This window comes from Sporosarcina sp. G11-34 (genome assembly GCF_026931025.1).
Genome location: NZ_JAHNZW010000008.1, coordinates 17,452 through 37,413, shown reverse-complemented (window position 1 = coordinate 37,413; position 19,962 = coordinate 17,452). Strand labels below are relative to the sequence as shown.

At 40.8% G+C, this 19,962-nt stretch carries 21 protein-coding genes; all 21 read left to right on the top strand.

The features are described 5' to 3' along the window. The first annotated feature begins 33 nt into the window (after window positions 1-33). Entirely contained in the window at window positions 34-1,167 is a 1,134-nt protein-coding gene (hemW, locus tag KSU66_RS12860) for a radical SAM family heme chaperone HemW (RefSeq protein ID WP_269051866.1), read from the top strand. 95 nt (window positions 1,168-1,262) lie between these two features. Next, window positions 1,263-2,318 (top strand): heat-inducible transcriptional repressor HrcA, encoded by a 1,056-nt coding sequence (gene hrcA, locus KSU66_RS12855; RefSeq protein WP_269051865.1) that lies wholly within the window; start codon window positions 1,263-1,265, stop codon window positions 2,316-2,318. Further along, the gene (gene grpE, locus KSU66_RS12850; RefSeq protein ID WP_269051864.1) at window positions 2,318-2,890 is read left to right on the top strand and encodes a nucleotide exchange factor GrpE; all 573 of its coding nucleotides are present in this window, start codon (window positions 2,318-2,320) and stop codon (window positions 2,888-2,890) included. The genes hrcA and grpE overlap by 1 nt, the downstream gene beginning before the upstream one ends. 49 nt (window positions 2,891-2,939) lie before the next feature. After that, window positions 2,940-4,772, top strand: a complete 1,833-nt coding sequence (dnaK, locus tag KSU66_RS12845) for a molecular chaperone DnaK (protein ID WP_269051863.1) — start codon at window positions 2,940-2,942, stop codon at window positions 4,770-4,772. A 125-nt stretch (window positions 4,773-4,897) separates the two neighbouring features. Continuing rightward, window positions 4,898-6,019, top strand: a complete 1,122-nt coding sequence (gene dnaJ, locus KSU66_RS12840; protein ID WP_269051862.1) for a molecular chaperone DnaJ — start codon at window positions 4,898-4,900, stop codon at window positions 6,017-6,019. Window positions 6,020-6,034: 15 nt separating this feature from the next. Continuing rightward, window positions 6,035-6,979 carry a 50S ribosomal protein L11 methyltransferase gene (prmA, locus tag KSU66_RS12835; RefSeq protein ID WP_269051861.1) on the top strand — a complete coding sequence of 315 codons (945 nt, stop codon included), beginning with the start codon at window positions 6,035-6,037 and terminating at the stop codon, window positions 6,977-6,979. A 5-nt stretch (window positions 6,980-6,984) separates the two neighbouring features. Continuing rightward, window positions 6,985-7,725, top strand: a complete 741-nt coding sequence (locus tag KSU66_RS12830) for a 16S rRNA (uracil(1498)-N(3))-methyltransferase (protein WP_269052045.1) — start codon at window positions 6,985-6,987, stop codon at window positions 7,723-7,725. A 16-nt stretch (window positions 7,726-7,741) separates the two neighbouring features. Beyond that, a complete protein-coding gene (gene mtaB, locus KSU66_RS12825; protein ID WP_269051860.1) occupies window positions 7,742-9,073 on the top strand; it encodes a tRNA (N(6)-L-threonylcarbamoyladenosine(37)-C(2))-methylthiotransferase MtaB in 1,332 nt (443 codons plus the stop codon). Between the two features lie 118 nt (window positions 9,074-9,191). Further along, entirely contained in the window at window positions 9,192-9,863 is a 672-nt protein-coding gene (deoC, locus tag KSU66_RS12820; RefSeq protein ID WP_269051859.1) for a deoxyribose-phosphate aldolase, read from the top strand. Window positions 9,864-9,976: 113 nt separating this feature from the next. Next, window positions 9,977-10,150, top strand: coding sequence for a 30S ribosomal protein S21 (gene rpsU / locus KSU66_RS12815; RefSeq protein ID WP_269051858.1), 174 nt, complete (start codon window positions 9,977-9,979; stop codon window positions 10,148-10,150). A gap of 212 nt (window positions 10,151-10,362) precedes the next feature. After that, the gene (locus tag KSU66_RS12810) at window positions 10,363-11,694 is read left to right on the top strand and encodes an NfeD family protein (RefSeq protein WP_269051857.1); all 1,332 of its coding nucleotides are present in this window, start codon (window positions 10,363-10,365) and stop codon (window positions 11,692-11,694) included. Beyond that, window positions 11,694-12,692 (top strand): flotillin-like protein FloA, encoded by a 999-nt coding sequence (gene floA, locus KSU66_RS12805; protein WP_269051856.1) that lies wholly within the window; start codon window positions 11,694-11,696, stop codon window positions 12,690-12,692. Before KSU66_RS12810 ends, floA begins: the two co-directional genes overlap by 1 nt. A 53-nt stretch (window positions 12,693-12,745) precedes the next feature. Further along, window positions 12,746-13,201 (top strand): hypothetical protein, encoded by a 456-nt coding sequence (locus tag KSU66_RS12800; RefSeq protein WP_269051855.1) that lies wholly within the window; start codon window positions 12,746-12,748, stop codon window positions 13,199-13,201. Between the two features lie 50 nt (window positions 13,202-13,251). Further along, entirely contained in the window at window positions 13,252-13,509 is a 258-nt protein-coding gene (locus tag KSU66_RS12795) for a hypothetical protein (RefSeq protein WP_269051854.1), read from the top strand. Between the two features lie 55 nt (window positions 13,510-13,564). After that, on the top strand, window positions 13,565-14,608 hold the full coding sequence (locus tag KSU66_RS12790; protein WP_269051853.1) for a sporulation protein YqfD: 1,044 nt from the start codon (window positions 13,565-13,567) through the stop codon (window positions 14,606-14,608). 56 nt (window positions 14,609-14,664) lie between these two features. After that, window positions 14,665-15,573, top strand: a complete 909-nt coding sequence (locus KSU66_RS12785; RefSeq protein WP_443028974.1) for a PhoH family protein — start codon at window positions 14,665-14,667, stop codon at window positions 15,571-15,573. Window positions 15,574-15,640: 67 nt separating this feature from the next. Next, entirely contained in the window at window positions 15,641-17,767 is a 2,127-nt protein-coding gene (locus KSU66_RS12780) for an HD family phosphohydrolase (protein ID WP_269051851.1), read from the top strand. A 20-nt stretch (window positions 17,768-17,787) separates the two neighbouring features. After that, complete coding sequence (ybeY, locus tag KSU66_RS12775; protein ID WP_269051850.1) at window positions 17,788-18,258, top strand: rRNA maturation RNase YbeY; 471 nt, start codon at window positions 17,788-17,790, stop codon at window positions 18,256-18,258. Between the two features lie 6 nt (window positions 18,259-18,264). After that, window positions 18,265-18,615 carry a diacylglycerol kinase family protein gene (locus KSU66_RS12770; protein WP_269051849.1) on the top strand — a complete coding sequence of 117 codons (351 nt, stop codon included), beginning with the start codon at window positions 18,265-18,267 and terminating at the stop codon, window positions 18,613-18,615. An 18-nt stretch (window positions 18,616-18,633) separates the two neighbouring features. After that, window positions 18,634-19,044 carry a cytidine deaminase gene (locus tag KSU66_RS12765; RefSeq protein WP_269051848.1) on the top strand — a complete coding sequence of 137 codons (411 nt, stop codon included), beginning with the start codon at window positions 18,634-18,636 and terminating at the stop codon, window positions 19,042-19,044. After that, window positions 19,028-19,942, top strand: a complete 915-nt coding sequence (gene era / locus KSU66_RS12760) for a GTPase Era (RefSeq protein ID WP_269051847.1) — start codon at window positions 19,028-19,030, stop codon at window positions 19,940-19,942. The genes KSU66_RS12765 and era overlap by 17 nt, the downstream gene beginning before the upstream one ends. Window positions 19,943-19,962: the final 20 nt, after the last annotated feature.

The following is a 19,962-nucleotide window of genomic DNA, read 5'->3' as shown; positions in this document are numbered from 1 at the left end:
CTCCTTTTTTCCTTTACTAAAGGAGATTAAACAATGCGAGGAATGTATATTCACATCCCATTTTGCCACCAAATCTGTCACTATTGTGATTTTAATAAAGTGTTTTTCAAAAATCAGCCCGTTGATCAATACATCGAATCGATTGGCAAGGAACTTTCGTTGATGAAAGCCGAGGGAATTTCGTTCGATTCTCTTGAAACAGTTTTCTTAGGTGGAGGAACGCCAACATCGTTATCTGAAGCACAACTGGATCGTCTACTAAGTATTATTAACGACTATGTTGACGTAACAACGTTAAAAGAGTTTTCAACGGAAGCGAACCCCGATGAGTTAACATACGGTAAACTCGTCGTTTTAAAAGCCGGTGGAGTAAACAGGTTGAGTATCGGGGTCCAGTCGTTTGACGCTGACTTGCTGACGAAAATCGGTCGGACACATAGCCCTGGTGATGCCGCTAGAGTTGTTGGTGATGCTAGAAAAGCCGGTTTTGAAAATATTAGCATTGACCTTATTTACGGATTGCCGGAGCAAACTAGGGAACAATGGCAAGATACGCTTATTAAGGCAACCGAGCTTGAACTTCCTCATTATTCGGGTTACTCCCTTATTGTAGAGCCTAAAACGGTGTTTTATAACTTAATGAATAAAGGAAAGTTGCCACTGCCAGGTGAAGATATGGAAGCGGAAATGTTCCAAATGCTTATGGATCATATGGAAAAAGAGGGACGAAATCGGTATGAAATTAGTAATTTCGCATTTCCTGGCCACGAATCCATCCATAATCTTATTTACTGGGAAAATGATACATATGCGGGTATCGGAGCGGGTGCGCATGGCTATTTATCGGGGACGCGATATTCAAATATCGGACCTATTACAAGATATATGGAAAAAGTGGAACAAGGGGAACGTCCGCTTCAACAATCGCACATCGTTACAGCTATTGAAGCGATGGAAGAGGAAATGTTTCTTGGGCTACGAGTCGCAGGTGGTGTGTCTGCATCTATATTCCAAGAAAAGTTTGGTCGGTCGCTTGATGAAGTGTACGGAAAGACTTTTGAAACCCTTATCGGAAATGGTCTTGTCGAAAAATCTGGAGACAAGTTCAAGCTTACTAAGATTGGTGTATTCAGAGGGAACGAAGTATTTCAGCAATTCCTTAATTGATTCAAAGTATATTCGTTGACAGTGGCGACCACATTTGATAAATTATCAGTAGTATTAGCACTCGACGTTAAAGAGTGCTAACAGGAGTGATGATCATGTTGACAAACAGACAATTACTCATTTTGCAATTGACGGTCGATGATTTCATTCAATCCGCGCAACCTGTTGGATCCCGGCAATTATCAAAGAAGCCGGAAGCACCTTTTAGTCCGGCGACGATTCGTAATGAGATGGCTGATCTCGAAGAAATGGGTTACCTAGAAAAAACTCATACGTCGTCCGGAAGAATACCATCCGAAAAAGGGTACAGATTTTATGTCGATCATCTGTTAACACCGGAAAAACTGAATACGGAAGATAGTAAGCAAATTCGTTCTGTTTTTCAAGAGAAAGTTATGGAAACCGAGGAATTGATTCGTAAATCAGCGACAATTCTTTCTGATCTAACAAATTATACGTCAATACTTCTCGGGCCGGACTCATCTTTGCATACGGTGAAGCGCTTTACGATTGTGCCTCTCGATGTAGACACAGCAGTAGCAATTATCGTCACTGACACAGGGCGAGTTGAAAACCGACTATTCAATGTCCCGAAAGGTTTTACAGCATCGGACATTGAGAAAATGGTTAATATTCTTAACGAACGCCTTGTTGGAACACCCCTTATTAATTTACAAAAAACGCTTTTACAAGAAACAAAGATGATTCTCGATCGGCATATTCATAAAGCAGGCGAATTATATTCTGCTTTTCAGCAAGCAATTGCAATTACACCAGAAGAACGTTTGTATTTCGGTGGGAAAATGAATATGATGAATCAGCCAGAATTCAATGACATCCACAAGATGAAAATGTTTTTCGAGCTCATGGAAAAAGGGGCACCCGCGACAACGTTTTTTGAAGACGACCGGATTGGTATACGTGTCCGGATTGGTTCTGAAAACAATCATAATGCCATGGATCAATTCAGTGTAATTACTGCAACTTATTCAGCAGGTGACCAAATGACGGGATCTATTGCGATCATTGGACCAACCCGAATGGACTATGGACGAGTGATTACCTTGCTTGATTTAATGAGCAGTGATTTGTCAAGGGAATTAGCGAAACTGACAATCGGTGGCGGAACTGTTGGGAGGAACGATAACTAATGGAAAAAAATGAAGAAGTAGTAGACAATGGTACAGTGGTTGAAGAGCCAATTGTAGATGGACAAGAGGTAGAGTTGGAAGAGACACCTGCTGAAGAGGTAGTATTGGAAGAAGCTGGGGATGACAAAATTATCGAAGAGTTGACAGCTAAGCTTCAGGAAGAAGAAAATAAGCGCCTTAGGCTGTTGGCGGATTATGAAAACTTCAAACGCAGAGCAACTCTCGATAAAGAAGCTTTTCAAAAATATCGTTCACAAAATGTGTTAACGAATTTAATTCCGGTTCTTGATAACTTCTCTAGAGCATTAAGTGTTGAATCAAAATCTGAAGAAGAAAGTGCTTTGATGACGGGAATGGAAATGATTTACCGTTCACTTGTTACTGCACTTGAATCAGAAGGACTTGTTGAAGTTGAAGCACAAGACAAAGAATTCGATCCGAATTTCCATCAAGCAATTATGACAGACAGCGATCCAGAAAAACCATCGGGTACTGTGCTTGAGGAGTTACAAAAAGGTTATATGCTAAAAGATCGTGTTTTGCGTCCTTCGATGGTTAAAGTAAACGAATAATAAATGACAAAATGTAAATGCATGATAATTTCTAGGAGGAATTTTGATTATGAGTAAAATTATTGGTATTGACTTAGGAACAACAAACTCGGTAGTAGCAGTATATGAAGGCGGAGAGCCAAAAGTTATTCCAAATCCAGAAGGCAACCGCACAACACCTTCAGTTGTTTCTTTCAAAAATGGTGAGCGTCAAGTTGGAGAAGTAGCGAAACGTCAATCGATTACAAACCCGAACACAATTATGTCCGTGAAGCGCCATATGGGATCGGACTTTAAAGTAAAAGCGGAAGATACGGAATACACACCACAAGAAGTTTCAGCAATGATTCTTCAATATATGAAAGGCTATGCTGAAGAGTATTTGGGTGAAAAAGTGACGAAAGCAGTTATCACAGTTCCCGCTTATTTCAGTGATGCACAACGCCAAGCAACTCAAGATGCAGGAAGAATTGCTGGTCTTGAAGTAGAACGTATTATTAACGAGCCAACTGCAGCAGCACTTGCATACGGTCTAGATAAAATGGATGAAGATCAAACAATTCTCGTTTATGACCTTGGTGGCGGTACGTTTGACGTATCCATCCTTGAGTTAGGCGACGGTGTTTTCCAAGTTCTTTCAACAGCGGGAGACAACAAGCTTGGTGGAGATGACTTTGACGATGTAATCATTAACTATCTTGTAGAAGAGTTCCGTAAAGATAACGGAATTGACCTTTCTAAAGACAAAATGGCTATGCAACGTTTGAAAGACGGAGCTGAAAAAGCGAAAAAAGACCTTTCAGGTGTAACATCTGCACAAATTTCACTTCCGTTCATCACGGCTGGAGATGCGGGTCCACTTCACCTAGAAGTAACGTTAACGCGTGCGAAATTTGACGAATTGACTGCAAGTCTTGTCGAACGTTCAATGGTACCAACTCGTCAGGCGATGAAAGATGCAGGTCTTTCGGCATCAGAAATCGACCGCGTTATCCTTGTTGGTGGATCTACACGTATTCCAGCAGTACAAGAAGCAATTCAAAATGAAACGGGCAAAGAGCCTTATAAAGGTGTAAACCCTGACGAAGTCGTTGCAATGGGTGCAGCTGTTCAAGGGTCAATCCTAAGCGGAGATGTGACAGACGTTGTTCTTCTAGACGTAACGCCACTTTCACTAGGTATTGAAACAATGGGGAACGTATTTACAAAATTGATCGAGCGCAACACGACGATTCCAACGAGTAAATCTCAAGTGTTCTCAACAGCAGCAGATAACCAACCAGCAGTAGATATTCACGTACTTCAAGGTGAGCGTCCGATGTCAACAGACAACAAAACACTTGGTCGTTTCCAATTGACGGATATTCCACCGGCACAACGCGGTGTTCCGCAAATCGAAGTTACATTTGATATTGATAAAAACGGTATCGTTACAGTTAAAGCGAAAGACCTTGGTACGCAAAAAGAACAAAACATTACAATTCAAGCAAGCTCTTCACTTTCCGACGAAGATATCGAACGCATGGTAAAAGAAGCGGAAGAAAATGCTGAAGCGGATAAAGCGCGCAAAGAAGAAGCAGAATTGAAAAACGAAGCAGATCAGCTCGTATTTATGGCTGAAAAAACAATTAAAGACCTTGGAGACAAAGTTTCAGAAGAAGAAATTAAAGAAGTTGAAGAAGCGAAAGAAGAATTGAAAACGGCTTTGGAAGCAACTGACTTCGATGAAATTCGTACGAAAAAAGAAAAACTTGAAGAGCTTGTTCAACAGCTTTCAGTTAAATTGTACGAGCAAGCTGCAGCAGATGCTGAAGCGGCACAAGGTGAAGATAACGCTGAAGGATCACAAGACGACAGCGTAGTTGACGCCGATTTTGAAGAAGTAGACGAAGATAAAAAATAACGAATAAATTATTGACGGAAAAGTCAAAGTCCGATATTCTGGCTTTGGCTTTTTCCTTTGTTACCAACTATTTATTTTGAGTGGTATACTAAAAACCATGTAAATTGTTTTGGGAGAGTGACGTAATGAGTAAACGCGATTGTTATGAAGTACTTGGAGTAGCAAAATCGGCAACGAAAGAAGAAATAAGAAAAGCATATAGAACATTATCGAAAAAGTACCATCCGGATTTGAACAAAGCGGATGATGCGGTAGAAAAGTTTCAAGAAGTAACGGAAGCTTATGAAATTTTAAGCGACGAGACAAAAAAGGCAAATTACGATCAATTCGGTCATACAGATCCGAACCAAGGATTTGGTGGTTTCGGTGGTGGCGGGGCAGATGGCTTCGGATTTGAAGACATCTTTAGCTCATTTTTCGGAGGCAATTCACGCAGACAAGACCCGAATGCACCTAGAAAAGGAAACGACTTGCAATACACAATGACCATCGATTTCATGGAAGCTGTTTTTGGTAAAGAAACAGAAATCGAATTGCCAAAAGAAGAAACATGTGGAACATGTAAAGGATCTGGAGCGAAAAAAGGAACTTCTCCAAAAACATGTACACATTGTAACGGTGCCGGTGAAATTAACGTCACTCAAGATACACCTCTCGGTAGAATGGTTAATCGTAGAGCATGTCATCACTGTCAAGGAACAGGGAAAATTATTCCTGAGAAATGTACAACATGTCGCGGCGCTGGGACTGTAACGAAAAGGAAGAAAATTAAAATTACAATTCCTGAAGGTGTAGATGATGGACAACAATTGAGAGTTTCAGGCCAAGGTGAACCGGGTATTAACGGAGGACCAGCGGGCGATCTATATATTGTTTTCCGTGTGAGGGCGCATGAACGTTTTATCCGTGAAGAAGATGATATTTATCTTGAGCTTTCATTATCTTATCCACAAGCCGCTCTTGGCGATGAAATCGAAGTACCGACTGTTCAAGGGAATGTGAAATTGAAAATTCCAGCGGGCACACAAACGGGCACAAGATTCCGTCTAAGAGGAAAAGGTGTTAAAAACGTTCACGGACGCGGTACTGGAGATCAGCATGTTGTTGTGAAAATAGTTACACCGAAAAAAATGTCGGAAAAACAAAAAGAACTTATGCGTGAGTTTGCTGCAATAAGTGGAGATTCACCAGAAGAATACTCAAGCTCATTATTCGATAAAATTAAACGTACAATTAAAGGCGACTGAAGGAGATGACGCAACTTGAAGTGGTCGGAAATAGCAATCCATACAACGCATGAAGCTACCGAAGCAGTAGCTAATATTTTGCACGAATCAGGTGCAAGTGGAGTTATCATCGAAGATTCAGTCGAACCTGACCGGATTCATGAAGATCGTTTTGGGGAAATTTATGAATTAGACAGAAATGATTTTCCTTCCCAAGGTGTCCTTGTGAAAGCGTATTTGCCAGTCAATAGTTTTTTGATTGAAACGATGAAAGATATTGAGCAGTCGATTGGTAATCTTGCAAGTTTTGGACTAGACGTTGGAGAAAATAGCATCCAAACAAGCGAAGTCGATGATGAGGATTGGGCAACCGCTTGGAAAAAGTATTACCATCCTGTGAAAATCTCTGGCCGCTTCACGATTGTGCCAACTTGGGAAGAATACGAGCCCGTTGAATCAGACGAACTAATTATCGAACTAGATCCAGGTATGGCGTTCGGTACAGGAACCCACCCTACAACAGTCATGTGTGTACAGGCTCTTGAGAAGTATGTACAGCCCGGTAATACGGTTGTCGATGTGGGGACAGGTTCTGGTGTTCTTTCTATTGGCGCGGCGCTTTTGGGGGCGTCTAAGGTTCATGCACTTGATTTGGATTACGTCGCAGTTCGAGCTGCAAAAGAAAATATCGAGTTGAATAAAGTCGAATCGATTGTCGAAGTGACCCATGGTAATCTTCTAGAATCCATTCAAATTCAGCCCGATGTCATCGTCGCAAATATTTTAGCCGACGTAATTATAAGTTTTTCGCAAGATGCACATACTTTGTTACCAGAAGGTGGCCTTTTCATCGCCTCGGGTATTATCGGACAAAAACGCGACCTTGTAAAAGAGGATCTTGTCTCCAAAGGATTTGAAATTATAGAGTCCGTTCTGATGGAAGATTGGGTCGCAATTGTTGCACGAAAAAAGGGTGTGTGACGACATTGCAACGCTATTTTCTTGAAACACCATTTGACATAGTTGGAACGACTTTAATTACAGGTGATGATAGTAAACATATATCCCGAGTAATGCGCATGGATGTAGGGGACAAAGTAATTGCGGTTTCCAATGGGAATGCTTATATTGCAACTATTTTTGAACTGCTACCAGACAGCGTGTCAATCCGTCGTGAAGAAGGTCCGCTACCTACAAATGAGATGCCCGTGCATGTGACGATTGCATGTGGACTCCCTAAAGGAGACAAGCTTGATTTAATTGTTCAAAAAGGAACAGAGCTTGGAATGAAAGGGATCATTCCTTTTAAAGCGGAACGGTCTGTCGTCAAATGGGATGATAAACGAGGGGCGAAAAAAATCGAGAGGCTTCGTAAAATTGCAAAAGAAGCCGCTGAACAATGCCACCGCGCCGTCATACCAGAGGTGGAAAATCCTTTAACAATTCGTCAACTTTTACAATTGGTGAATACTTTCGATGTTCTTTTATTTGCCGATGAGGAAGATGCAAAAAGTGGCGAACCGCATCGAATTGCGGACAGGTTAAAAAATGTGTATCTTGAACAAAAAGTGCTTGTTGTTTTTGGTCCAGAGGGTGGTCTTTCTAGAACAGAGGCCGAAGCACTCCGAGCGGCGGGATTCCATCCCACTTCACTCGGTCCACGAATTTTACGGACTGAAACAGCACCATTATATTTACTATCCGCAATGTCATGCGAATTTGAATGAAAGAGGTGGGCAGCTTATGTCTTCGGTCGCATTCCATACGTTGGGCTGCAAAGTAAATCATTATGAAACAGAAGCAATCTGGCAGCTATTTAAAGAAGTTGGGTATGAACGAGCAGAATTCGAAAAGAATTCCGATGTTTACGTCATTAATACATGTACTGTAACGAATACAGGGGATAAGAAAAGTAGGCAAGTCATTCGCCGTGCAATTCGAAAAAACCCTGATGCAGTCATTTGTGTAACGGGCTGTTATGCTCAAACATCACCTGCAGAAATTATGGCTATTCCCGGGGTAGATATTGTCGTCGGTACACAGGACCGATTGAAACTACTTGGACTTATAGATGAATTCCGTACGGAAAGAAAGCCAATTAATGCAGTTGGAAACATAATGAAGAATAGAGTTTATGAGGAACTAGATGTTCCAGCATTTACAGATCGCACGCGTGCATCACTCAAGATTCAAGAGGGATGCAATAACTTTTGCACGTTCTGTATTATCCCATGGGCGCGTGGTCTGATGAGGTCTCGTGACCCACAAGAAGTAATCCGTCAAGCGCAACAACTAGTTGACGCGGGGTATCTTGAAATTGTTCTAACAGGTATCCACACGGGTGGGTACGGGGAAGATTTGAAAGATTATAATCTTGCGCGTTTGCTACGTGACCTTGAAGAAGTCAAAGGGTTAAAGCGTCTGCGCATTAGTTCTATCGAAGCAAGCCAACTGACTGACGAAGTGATTGATGTTCTTCGAAATTCACCGATTGTTGTTCGTCATTTGCATATTCCGATTCAATCGGGTTCGGATACAGTTTTAAAGCGGATGCGTCGAAAGTATACGATGGCATTTTTTGCGGAACGTCTGGATAGATTGCGCGAGGCTCTGCCTGAGCTTGCAATAACTTCCGATGTAATTGTTGGATTCCCTGGGGAAACGGAAGAGGAATTTATGGATACATATAATTTTATCCGTGATCATCGTTTTTCTGAACTTCATGTATTTCCATATTCCAAACGAACAGGCACACCAGCCGCTCGAATGGAAAATCAAGTCGATGAGAACATTAAGAACGAGCGTGTTCACAGGTTGATTGAATTGAATGACCAACTGGCTAAACAATATGCATCTTCATTCGAAGGTGAAGTGCTTGAAGTCATTCCGGAAGAGAAGTACAAACTCAATCCGGACGGCAGGCTTTATGAAGGCTATACTGATAACTATTTGAAAGTCGTTTTTCAAGCGGATGAGTCGATGATTGGTAAAATCGTTGAAGTGAAAATTGCGAAAGCTGGTTATCCTTACAACGAAGGTCAATATGTTCGCGTCCTCGAAGAACAAAAAGTATAAGTTCCAAGAAAGTGAGCTATGCTACCCAATGAATTGGCCGGCATAGCTTTTTTCGTGCAGACAGGACATTTTCTTGTTATGATTAAAGAAGTACGGACAACTACAGGGGGGTATTCACTTGGATACAAATTTTGCATCTTATATTGATCATACTTTATTAAAAGCGGACACTAAAAAAACAGAAATTATGGACCTATGTGCTGAAGCGCGTATGTATTCGTTTGCTTCTGTTTGTGTGAACCCAACATGGGTAAAAACAGCATCGGAAGTCTTGGAAGGGTCACCGGTTAAAGTGTGCACGGTAATTGGTTTTCCTTTAGGCGCTTCCACGTCTGAAGTAAAAGCATTTGAAACCGAGAATGCAATTCAAAACGGCGCGGAAGAAATTGATATGGTCATTAACATTGGTGCGCTTCGTGGCGGAGACGATGAAACAGTAAAACAAGATATTGCAGCCGTTGTTGAAGCAACTAAAGGACAAGCTATCGTCAAAGTAATCATTGAAACGTCGCTCCTTACGGATGTAGAAAAAAGAACGGCATGTGAATTAGCAGTTGTAGCGGGTGCTGATTTTGTGAAAACATCGACCGGATTTTCAACGGGCGGCGCAACTGAAGCCGATATTAAGTTAATGAGGGCTGTTGTTGGGCCTGATTTGGGCGTGAAAGCTTCGGGTGGTGTTCGCAGTTTTGAAGATATGCAAAAAATGATTCATGCAGGTGCCACAAGAATTGGTGCAAGTTCAGGCGTTCAAATCATGAAAGGACTTACTGCTGATTCAGATTATTAAGTTCTTAAAAGATTTATATTGACCAAGTTTTAAAAATAAGGTATAATACTTGAGTAGATGGCACGTGGCACATGGCTATGTGTGAGGTGTGTTCGGAGGGAGGGACAAGAGATATGTCGAAAACAGTTGTTCGAAAGAACGAATCACTTGAAGATGCTCTTCGCCGCTTCAAACGAGACGTTTCTAAAAGCGGGAAAATCCGAGATGCTAGAAAGAATGAGTATTACGAGAAACCAAGCGTAAAACGCAAACTGAAATCTGAAGCTGCTAGGAAACGTAAATTCTAATTTCCTAGGGTGATCCCTGCGACTAACTTTGGATTCGCTCTATATTTCGAAATTGATGTTAATAACCGGAGAATCCAATTATGGGTTCTTCGGTTATTTATTTTTCGCTTAAAAAGGAAAAACAAATAACTATTTATAGAAAAAGTGAAACTTCTACCCTTTTAGTACGTATAAGGAATATAATTGAATACAGGAGAGAGGTGAAGTTCATAATGACAAAAATATTTAGAAGGATGCTCCTCTTCGTACTATTTGCATCGGTAGTTATGATTCCATTTATGGAAACTGCTGCAAAAACAACAAAAGTATATAAAGTTCCAATTGAGAATGTCGTTGAAAAAGGGTTATATGCTTTTTTACAACGTTCATTTACCGAGGCTGAAAATGCTGGGGCTAAAGCAATCTATCTTGATATCAACACACCAGGTGGCTATGTAGATGCGGCTGGCCAAATAGCAAAACTTATGGATGAATCAAAACTTGAAATTATCGCCTACATCAATGATGACGCATTATCTGCGGGTGCATTTTTAGCTCTTCATGCAGACAAGATTTATATGTCTACGAGAGGACGAATCGGAGCGGCGGCAGTAATTGATTCTGCTGGAAACGCGGCCGAGGAGAAAGCGGATAGTGCTTGGCTTGCAGCGATGAAAGGTGCCGCTGAATCGTCCGGTCGTGAAGTAAAGTATGCGGTTGCAATGGCTGATAAATCAATGGACCTACCTGAATATGGTGCAGGTGTTGGAAAACTTCTTACACTGACTTCTAAAGATGCATTTGAAGTGGGATACAGTGAAGGCACGATCGCTACTTTTTCTGAATTGCTAAAGGAAACAGGTTATGAAAATGCAGAAGTAATTACTACATCTGAAACATTTACAGAAAGCATTGCAAGATTTATTACTAACCCAGTTGTTGTACCAATCTTGTTATCAATTGCTGGCTTAGGACTTGTATTGGAATTGTATTCACCCGGGTTTGGTGTGCCTGGAACAATGGCGATTAGTGCTTTAGTATTGTTTTTCTATGGCCATCTAGTTGCCGGGCTTGCAGGCTACGAGGCGATCATTCTATTTGTTATTGGAATTGGCTTTATCGTAGCCGAGTTTTTCCTGCCAGGTGGCATTGCGGGGACCATTGGTTCGCTCGCGGTTGTCGGTAGTATAATTATGGCGGGTGGCAATCCGATGCAAATGGCGATCTCTGTCCTTATTGCGGTTGCTATCGCTGTTACGGGGATGGTGATTATTATGAAGTTTTTTGGAAAGAAATTGCATCTGCTTAATAAAGTTGTCTTGATGGATTCGACCGATACTGAGAGTGGCTATGTTTCCAACGTAAATCGTGTAGAGTTAGTTGGGCGTATCGCAACGACATCTACTCCACTTAGACCAGCGGGAGCAATCGAACTGGACGGGGAACGAATCGATGTTGTTTCAGAAGGAAGTTACATCGACAAAGGAAAAAGTGTTATCATTGTAAAGGTTGAAGGTTCTCGTACAGTCGTAAGAGAATCAGATAAAAAGGGGGAAAATGAATAATGGTATTTGATGCAGCTTTAATAACAACAATTGCTATTGCATTCGTTGCAATACTCGTATTATCAGTATTCTTCACACTTGTTCCTGTGGCGCTATGGATTTCTGCAATGGCGGCAGGAGTAAGAGTAAGTATTTTCACACTAATAGGGATGCGTCTACGTCGAGTTATCCCGAGTCGGATTGTCAATCCACTCATTAAAGCACATAAAGCTGGTTTGGATGTTGCAATCAACCAACTCGAGAGTCACTATCTTGCTGGTGGTAACGTTGACCGTGTTGTGAACGCTCTTATCGCTGCGCATCGTGCAAACATCGAATTACCATTTGAACGTGCGGCTGCAATTGACCTTGCAGGACGTGATGTTCTTGAAGCGGTACAAATGTCCGTTAACCCAAAAGTTATTGAAACGCCATTTATCGCGGGTGTTGCAATGAACGGAATCGAAGTAAAAGCAAAAGCACGTATTACAGTGCGCGCAAACATTGACCGTTTAGTCGGTGGTGCGGGTGAAGATACAGTAATCGCACGTGTTGGTGAAGGAATCATTTCAACAATTGGTGCTTCTGAAAACCATGCAAAAGTACTTGAGCACCCAGATATGATTTCACAAACAGTTCTAGCTAAAGGACTTGACTCAGGAACTGCGTTTGAAATTCTTTCAATCGATATTGCAGATGTTGACATCGGTGAAAACATTGGTGCAAATCTACAAACCGAACAAGCTGAAGCAGATAAAAATATTGCACAAGCTAAAGCAGAAGAACGTCGTGCAATGGCTGTCGCAAGAGAACAAGAAATGATTGCACAAGTTCAAGAAATGCGTGCAAAAGTTGTACTTGCTGAAGCGGAAGTTCCACTAGCAATGGCAGACGCACTTCGTTCAGGTAATATCGGAGTTATGGATTATATGAACTATAAAAATCTTCAAGCAGACACGGTAATGCGTGACTCAATTAGTAAAGTTAGTGGAGATAAAGACGACACAAGCAACAAGTAAAATTAGTTAACGACTTAGTTGTCGGGCATATTCCCGGAAAGGGGATGTAGTAAATGGAAAATTTAATCCCATTCATTATTATGCTTCTAATCGGATCGTTTTTTAGTAGTAAAAAGAAAAAGTCAACCGAACAGGAAAAGGCGAAACCTTTTACTGCACAAGAACCACAAAGCGGTCCGGTTGGAAAGCTGAAAGAAATGTATCAAGAATTACAAAAAGAGATGCAAGCGCAAACTAGGGAACAAGAAGTTCAACAGACACCGCAGATGAACATTCCTAAAAGTCCAGTTGCACCAAAAAGTATTCCGGTACAGGTTTCTTTACCGAGAGAAGGGCGACCTAAGCCCCTTCCGAAAGAAAAGACTACGAGGCGTGCCGCTTTTACACAAAACGCTAAAAAAGAACAACAATCAACAAGGCCAAAGGGGATTATTCCACAAAGTCAAGACGATTTAATAAAAGGAATTGTATACTCCGAAATTTTTGGCCCGCCAGTTTCAAAACGTTAATCATGGAACCCTTGTACATTTCATAGGATGTGTACAGGGGGTTTTATTATTTGAAGAAGCTATTTAATATAGGTTCATCCATTGTTCTTGATGATTTTTCATCGTTACGAATTACTGGGCCTTATTCGCTTTTAAATCTCGGCCCCAATTTCGCGACAATTAAGTGTCATGATTACATAGTTGAAGCGAAGGGTGAAGATTTAATTGTCGATAAATTATTAGAGGAAATGGCAGTCTTTAGCTTTTCTTCAATTATTAAAATGGAAATTACAATCAATCAAGACAATGGAAATCGGTATGATGCGTAAACGATATGATGTCCGACTTTATGGGAGCAACGATTTTTCCCCTATGCTTTCAAAGTTGAAATCGGTAAGTGCTAAAATTATCTCGCTTTCAGTAGATGAGAAAGGGGCGCATTTTCGGACAGATCGAAATGGAGTTGGGCAAGTAAGGAAGTACAGAAGAAAGTACCGAGTAAAAGTTACCATTACGCAGACGATAACTCATTCCAATGCAGGGGCGTTTTTTACTTCCTATCGGTATTTCCTGGTGTTTATCATTCCATTTGTTGCATCGTTCTTTCTTTGGACTGTAGACGTCGAATCAGATATACCGGAAGTTGTTGAACGCATTGAAGAGAAACTAACTGCATCTTCAATTGTTCCGCTACGTCCACTGATGCTCATTCCCGATGAAGGTGAAATCCGTAGAGAACTTATGCAAGATGATATGTCTTTATCTTGGGTACGATTTAAACGGGTTGGAACGACCTTACTAGTCATTCCAATGCTTTCGCCAATCACCAATGTCCAAAAAGAGGTGAATGAGCAACCGTCTGACCTTGTAGCGTACACAGGAGGCGTTATTACACGATTTGAATTAAAAAGAGGTGAACGTGCAACTCATGTTCACGAGACCGTTAAAAAGGGCGACACGCTTGCCACAGGCGTTCTAGAACAAGGCGATAAGAAAACGGTTGTGGGAGCCGATGGTGCAGTTTATGCAGATTATTGGCTAGAGTACTCGTTTAGTTTGCCGAAAACAATCCAATACAAAGTTCAAGGCGAAGAAAAAGTAGAAATTGCGTTCGCCGCACCGTGGAAAAGCCAACCTAATAAAGAGGAGAGCGAGAATGATTTAAGAAATATATTTTCTCGTTTGATAACGGTGGAACGCCATGTGGATGAAGTGAAAGAGAAATTGGAGTTGAAAGAAGGAACGGAACATACGATTCTTATTCCGCTTTTAAAGCAAAAGCTTTTATCGGAACGATCAGCAAGTTTAATTATTAAAGATGATAAAATTTTGCACGTAACATTCGATAATGATAAAGTTAATGGGACTATATTATTTCTTGTTAACGATAATATTGCTGTAAAAAGACCGATACCCCAAGGAGACTGAAGCCATTGGATGATCAACTAACTCAATTGCATATTGAAAACCCGGACGAGGTAATTATGTTACTCGGAATTGGGGACCAAAACATGAGTCTAATCGAAGAAGAGCTTACTGTTTCTATTCGGACAAGAGGCGAGACAGTCACGCTTAGCGGAGAAGAAGAAAATCGGAATTCGGGTCGTATTTTACTTGAACAATTATTAAAAGTAATCCGAAAAGGCATTAATATTAATCAACGGGACGTTGCAACCGCACTTGAAATGGTTAAAAACGGAACGATTGAGTATTTTGCTGAACTGTATGATGAAGAAATTGCACGCAATACGAAAGGAAAATCGATTCGTGCAAAAACGATTGGTCAAAGAGAGTATGTCCAGGCAATTCGCACAAAGGATTTGGTATTATGTATTGGTCCAGCCGGAACGGGTAAAACGTATCTTGCCGTTGTACTTGCCGTTCAAGCGATGAAAACCGGTAATGCGAAACGAATCATTTTGACGCGTCCAGCTGTTGAAGCTGGGGAAAGCCTTGGGTTTCTTCCTGGAGACTTAAAAGAAAAAGTAGATCCATACTTGCGCCCGCTGTATGATGCATTACATGACGTTCTTGGTGCGGAGCAAACAGAGCGACTAATGGAGCGCGGTGTCATTGAAATTGCGCCTCTTGCCTATATGCGAGGCCGTACATTGGACGATGCTTTTGTCATTTTAGATGAAGCGCAAAACACAACAAAAGCGCAGATGAAAATGTTTCTTACACGTCTTGGTTTTGGTTCGAAAATGGTTATAACGGGAGATAAAACTCAAATCGATTTACCAAGAGGGACCGAGTCGGGTTTAATCGCTGCGGAAACGATATTGAAAAAAGTAACGGAAATCCATTTTCAGTATTTAGATCAAGGCGATGTTGTTCGTCATCCGCTTGTCGCCAAAATAATTGAGGCATACAAAGATGAGCAGTCATCCTAAGTGACTGCTTTTTTTCATAACGTATTTGCAAAATAGAGAGAAAAAGAACACTAGGGGATGAAATTTGATGTTTCGGTCAATTAGTCATTTTCTTAAATCGCTTAAATTTAATTATTTATCATTATTTCTAATTGGATTATTTGCTGTCTTCCTTTTCGCCTTTTTATATGGCGGTGTGAAAAAAGAAACGTATGAGTTAACCGAGTTTCAAATTTCACCGCAGACAATTCGTTCAATAAAGACGATAGAAGATACAGCTAAAACTGAGGAAGAAAGGGAACGGGCAGCACTTGAAGTAGGTCCTGTGTACCAATTCTCCGAAGATATCGCAAAAAATCGACAAGCAATCATTGTATCTTTATTTGACTTAGTCATCGAAGTGAAAACTACGGCGGAAAATGAAGCAGTGGAATTAGGTGAGCCAAGTAAAGGAAATAAGGAGCTTGCTGAAATATTGCGGGAAAAGCTTGTTTCTCTTGAGGAAAAAGAGCCTTCGATGCTTCTGGGTGACGACGTAATTAACAAACTGTTGTCACAAGATATAGCTGTATTATTAAGTTTGCAAAAGACGCTTGCATCAATAATCGGAGAAGAATTATCCAAGCCCGTACGAACAGGTGATATAACGTCCGTCAAGTATGAGGTTGAGCGAAAATTACGTTTTACGGATTCAATTCCACCGACTGCATTACAAGCCGCGATTGCGATTGGGCGCTCGGCGATTGTAGAAACGGAAATGGTCAACGAAGAAGCCACCCAAATGAATATAGAGCAAGCTAAAGCTGCCGTCGAACCGACAAGAATCCTATTAGGACAAGTTATCGTGCGGGAAGGTCAAGTGATTGATCGTGAAGTGTATAAGCAGCTCAAATTGCTTGGGTTATTGACGAACCAATCTACCGTTAAGCCAATTGCCGGTTCAATTTTATTTGTGCTCCTTGTTTCATCGATTATTTATATGCATTTCGTTACGTGGAAAGCAACTAGTGCTGTGAAGAAAAAAGCGTTGCTCATTGTACTTACAATTTTTTTCTTACTCGTTATTTTGATGAAGCTTATCGCACTTATAGAGCCTAATTTTGACATAGTTATTGCATTTTTATTTCCAACGGCACTTGCTCCACTACTCGTAAAATTGTTAACAAATGAACGTCTGGCAGTTATGACGACCATTATTACAGCAGCAACGGCCGGAGTTATTTTGCAAGAAAGCTTTGCATCTATTATCCAAATGGAAGTAGCGCTATACATACTTTTTGGGGGAATTACAAGCCTTTACTTGCTCGGCAGTGGAGGACGACGTACTTCCATTTTAGGGACAAGCCTAGGTGTAGCTATTTCTAACCTTATATTCATCGGGTTTTATTTATTAATGACACAGTCATCTTACGAATTGTCAGAGCTTTTGTTTTATGCAATTGCTGCGGCAACATCGGGTATACTTTCAGGAGCATTAACAATTGGACTGATGCCGTTTTTCGAATCCGTATTTAAGATTATGTCCGATATGCGGCTTATTGAATTGTCCAATCCAAATCATCCACTGTTGAAAAAAGTGCTTACGGAAACGCCTGGGACCTATCATCACAGTGTTATGGTTGCAAATCTGTCGGATGCAGCCTGCGAATCGATCGGTGCGAATGGGTTGCTTGCAAGAGTAGGTAGTTATTATCATGACATTGGAAAAACGATTCGACCGAACTATTTTATAGAAAATCAACATAGTGGTCAGAATCCACATGATAAATTATCTCCAGAAAGAAGTAGGGATATCATTATTGCGCACGCAGAAGAAGGTGCAAATCTTCTGGAAAAGCATAAAATGCCTACGGAAATTATTGATATTGCCAGACAACATCACGGGACGAGCTTATTAAAATTCTTTTTTGTGAAAGCGCGTGATTCGGGGGATGATGTCACGGAGGATGAATACAGATATGCTGGACCAAAGCCGCAAACGAAAGAGATTGCAATTATTTCAATTGCAGACAGCGTAGAGGCAGCCGTTCGATCAATGAAAGAACCGACAGTAGAAAAAATTGCAACACTCGTCCGGGCCATTGTTAAAGACAAATTAAACGATGGACAATTTGACGAATGTGATTTGTCCATGAAAGAATTAAGGGAAGTAGAAAAAGTGATTTGTAAAACCTTAAACGGGATATTTCATAATCGAATTGAGTATCCAAAGTAATTGTGAAAGGAGATAGAGAAGTGCTAGATCTTTATTTTAACGATGAAACGAATACTGTAGACGAGAACATCCAAAAGTTAATATCGGAAATACTTACACATGCAGCTAAGCTAGAAGGCGTTCCGGAAGATGCAGAAGTATCTGTTACGTTCATGACTGATCTTGAAATCCAAAAAATCAATGCGGAGTACCGTGGAATCGATAAATCAACAGATGTTATTTCATTTGCATTGGAGGAAATGACGGACGATGAAGTCGCCATAGTAGCAGAAGAAGGAATGCCTAATGTACTCGGAGATATTATCATTTCCGTTGAAACAGCCAAACAGCAAGCCGCTGATTATGGCCATGATTTCAAAAGAGAAATGGGTTTTCTTTCACTGCACGGCTTCTTGCATCTTTTGGGATATGATCATATGACAGAAGATGATGAAGCGAAGATGTTTGGAAGACAAAAAGAAATTTTAGATTCTTTCGGACTCGAGAGGTAACAGCCTATGCGCAAATATCTCAAAGCGTTTGGATATGCATTTGAAGGTATTCTTCATGGCGTGAAAACAGAACGACATTTGAAATTTCATGTTTTTTCAGCTATTGTCGTTATCATCGCAGGTTTTCTGACAGGTCTTTCGTTGATTGAATGGTTGATTATACTCGTGTTAATAGGTGGGATGCTTTCGCTAGAATTGGTGAATTCGGCTGTTGAACGAATTGTCGATTTAGTGACGACAGAAAAGCATCCGCTTGCTAAACAAGCAAAAGACCTTGCCGCAGGAGCAGTTCTTATTTATGCTATATCGAGTGCATTGATAGGTCTTTTTATATTTGTACCCAAATGGTTTATATAATTTGAAAGTGGTGTTTTTATGAATAAAGAAAAGTTGATAGAAGAATCCAAAGTAGCACGTGAAAAAGCGTATGTACCTTATTCAAAATTTCCAGTAGGTGCTGCTTTACTTGCGGAAGATGGAGCGATTTACCACGGTTGCAATATTGAAAATTCAGCGTATAGCATGGCAAACTGTGCAGAGCGTACAGCGTTTTTTAAAGCAGTATCTGATGGCGTACGTACATTTAAAGCACTTGCAGTCGTTGCTGACACGGAAGGTCCAGTGTCTCCGTGCGGCGCATGTAGACAAGTAATCGCAGAGTTTTGCGATGGGGCTATGCCTGTCTATTTAACAAATCTTAAAGGGGAAGTATTTGAAACGACAGTCGCTCAATTACTTCCGGGAGCTTTTTCAAAGGAGGATCTTATATATGCAGCCAAACAATAAAGAGTTCAAATCGGGATTCATTTCGATCATCGGACGCCCAAATGTAGGAAAATCAACATTTTTAAACCATGTTGTAGGTCAAAAAATCGCCATCATGAGCGATAAGCCACAAACAACAAGAAACAAAGTGCAAGGTGTCGTTACGACGGAAGATTCACAGATGATTTATATCGATACACCTGGAATTCATAAGCCGAAACATAAGCTCGGGGATTTCATGGTGAAAGTGGCGCGCAATACGTTAAGAGAAGTCGATGTCATTATGTTTATGGTGAATGCGGAAGAGAAAATCGGTCCTGGGGATCGTTTTATCATTGAAATGCTTGAGCATACGGAAACACCGGTCTTTTTGATCATTAATAAAATAGACCTTGTGCATCCGGATAATTTGTTAGAGACTATTGTTTCTTACAAAAATGAATATGATTTTGCCGAAATCGTTCCAATTTCAGCTCTTAGCGGAAATAATACGGATCGTCTACTTGAAACGTTGGAAAAATATCTTCCTAAAGGGCCAAAATATTATCCAGACGATCAAGTAACAGATCATCCAGAACGCTTCATCATTTCCGAATTAATACGTGAAAAGGTATTGCATTTGACGAGAGAAGAAATTCCGCATTCAATTGCTGTTGTTATCGAAAAAATTGAACGAGAAGAAAAGCGAGAAATGGTCAATGTAATGGCAACAATTGTCGTCGATAGGGATTCGCAAAAAGGGATCGTCATTGGTAAAAAAGGTGCCTTACTAAAAGAAATTGGGACGAAAGCAAGGTATGATATCGAAATGCTTCTCGGCACAAAAGTTTTCCTTGAATTATGGGTGAAAGTTCAGAAAGACTGGAGAAATAAGCCGGGGCGTCTGAAAGAGTTTGGATTCAGTGACGAAGAATATTAATTGAAACACCATCTAGGGGG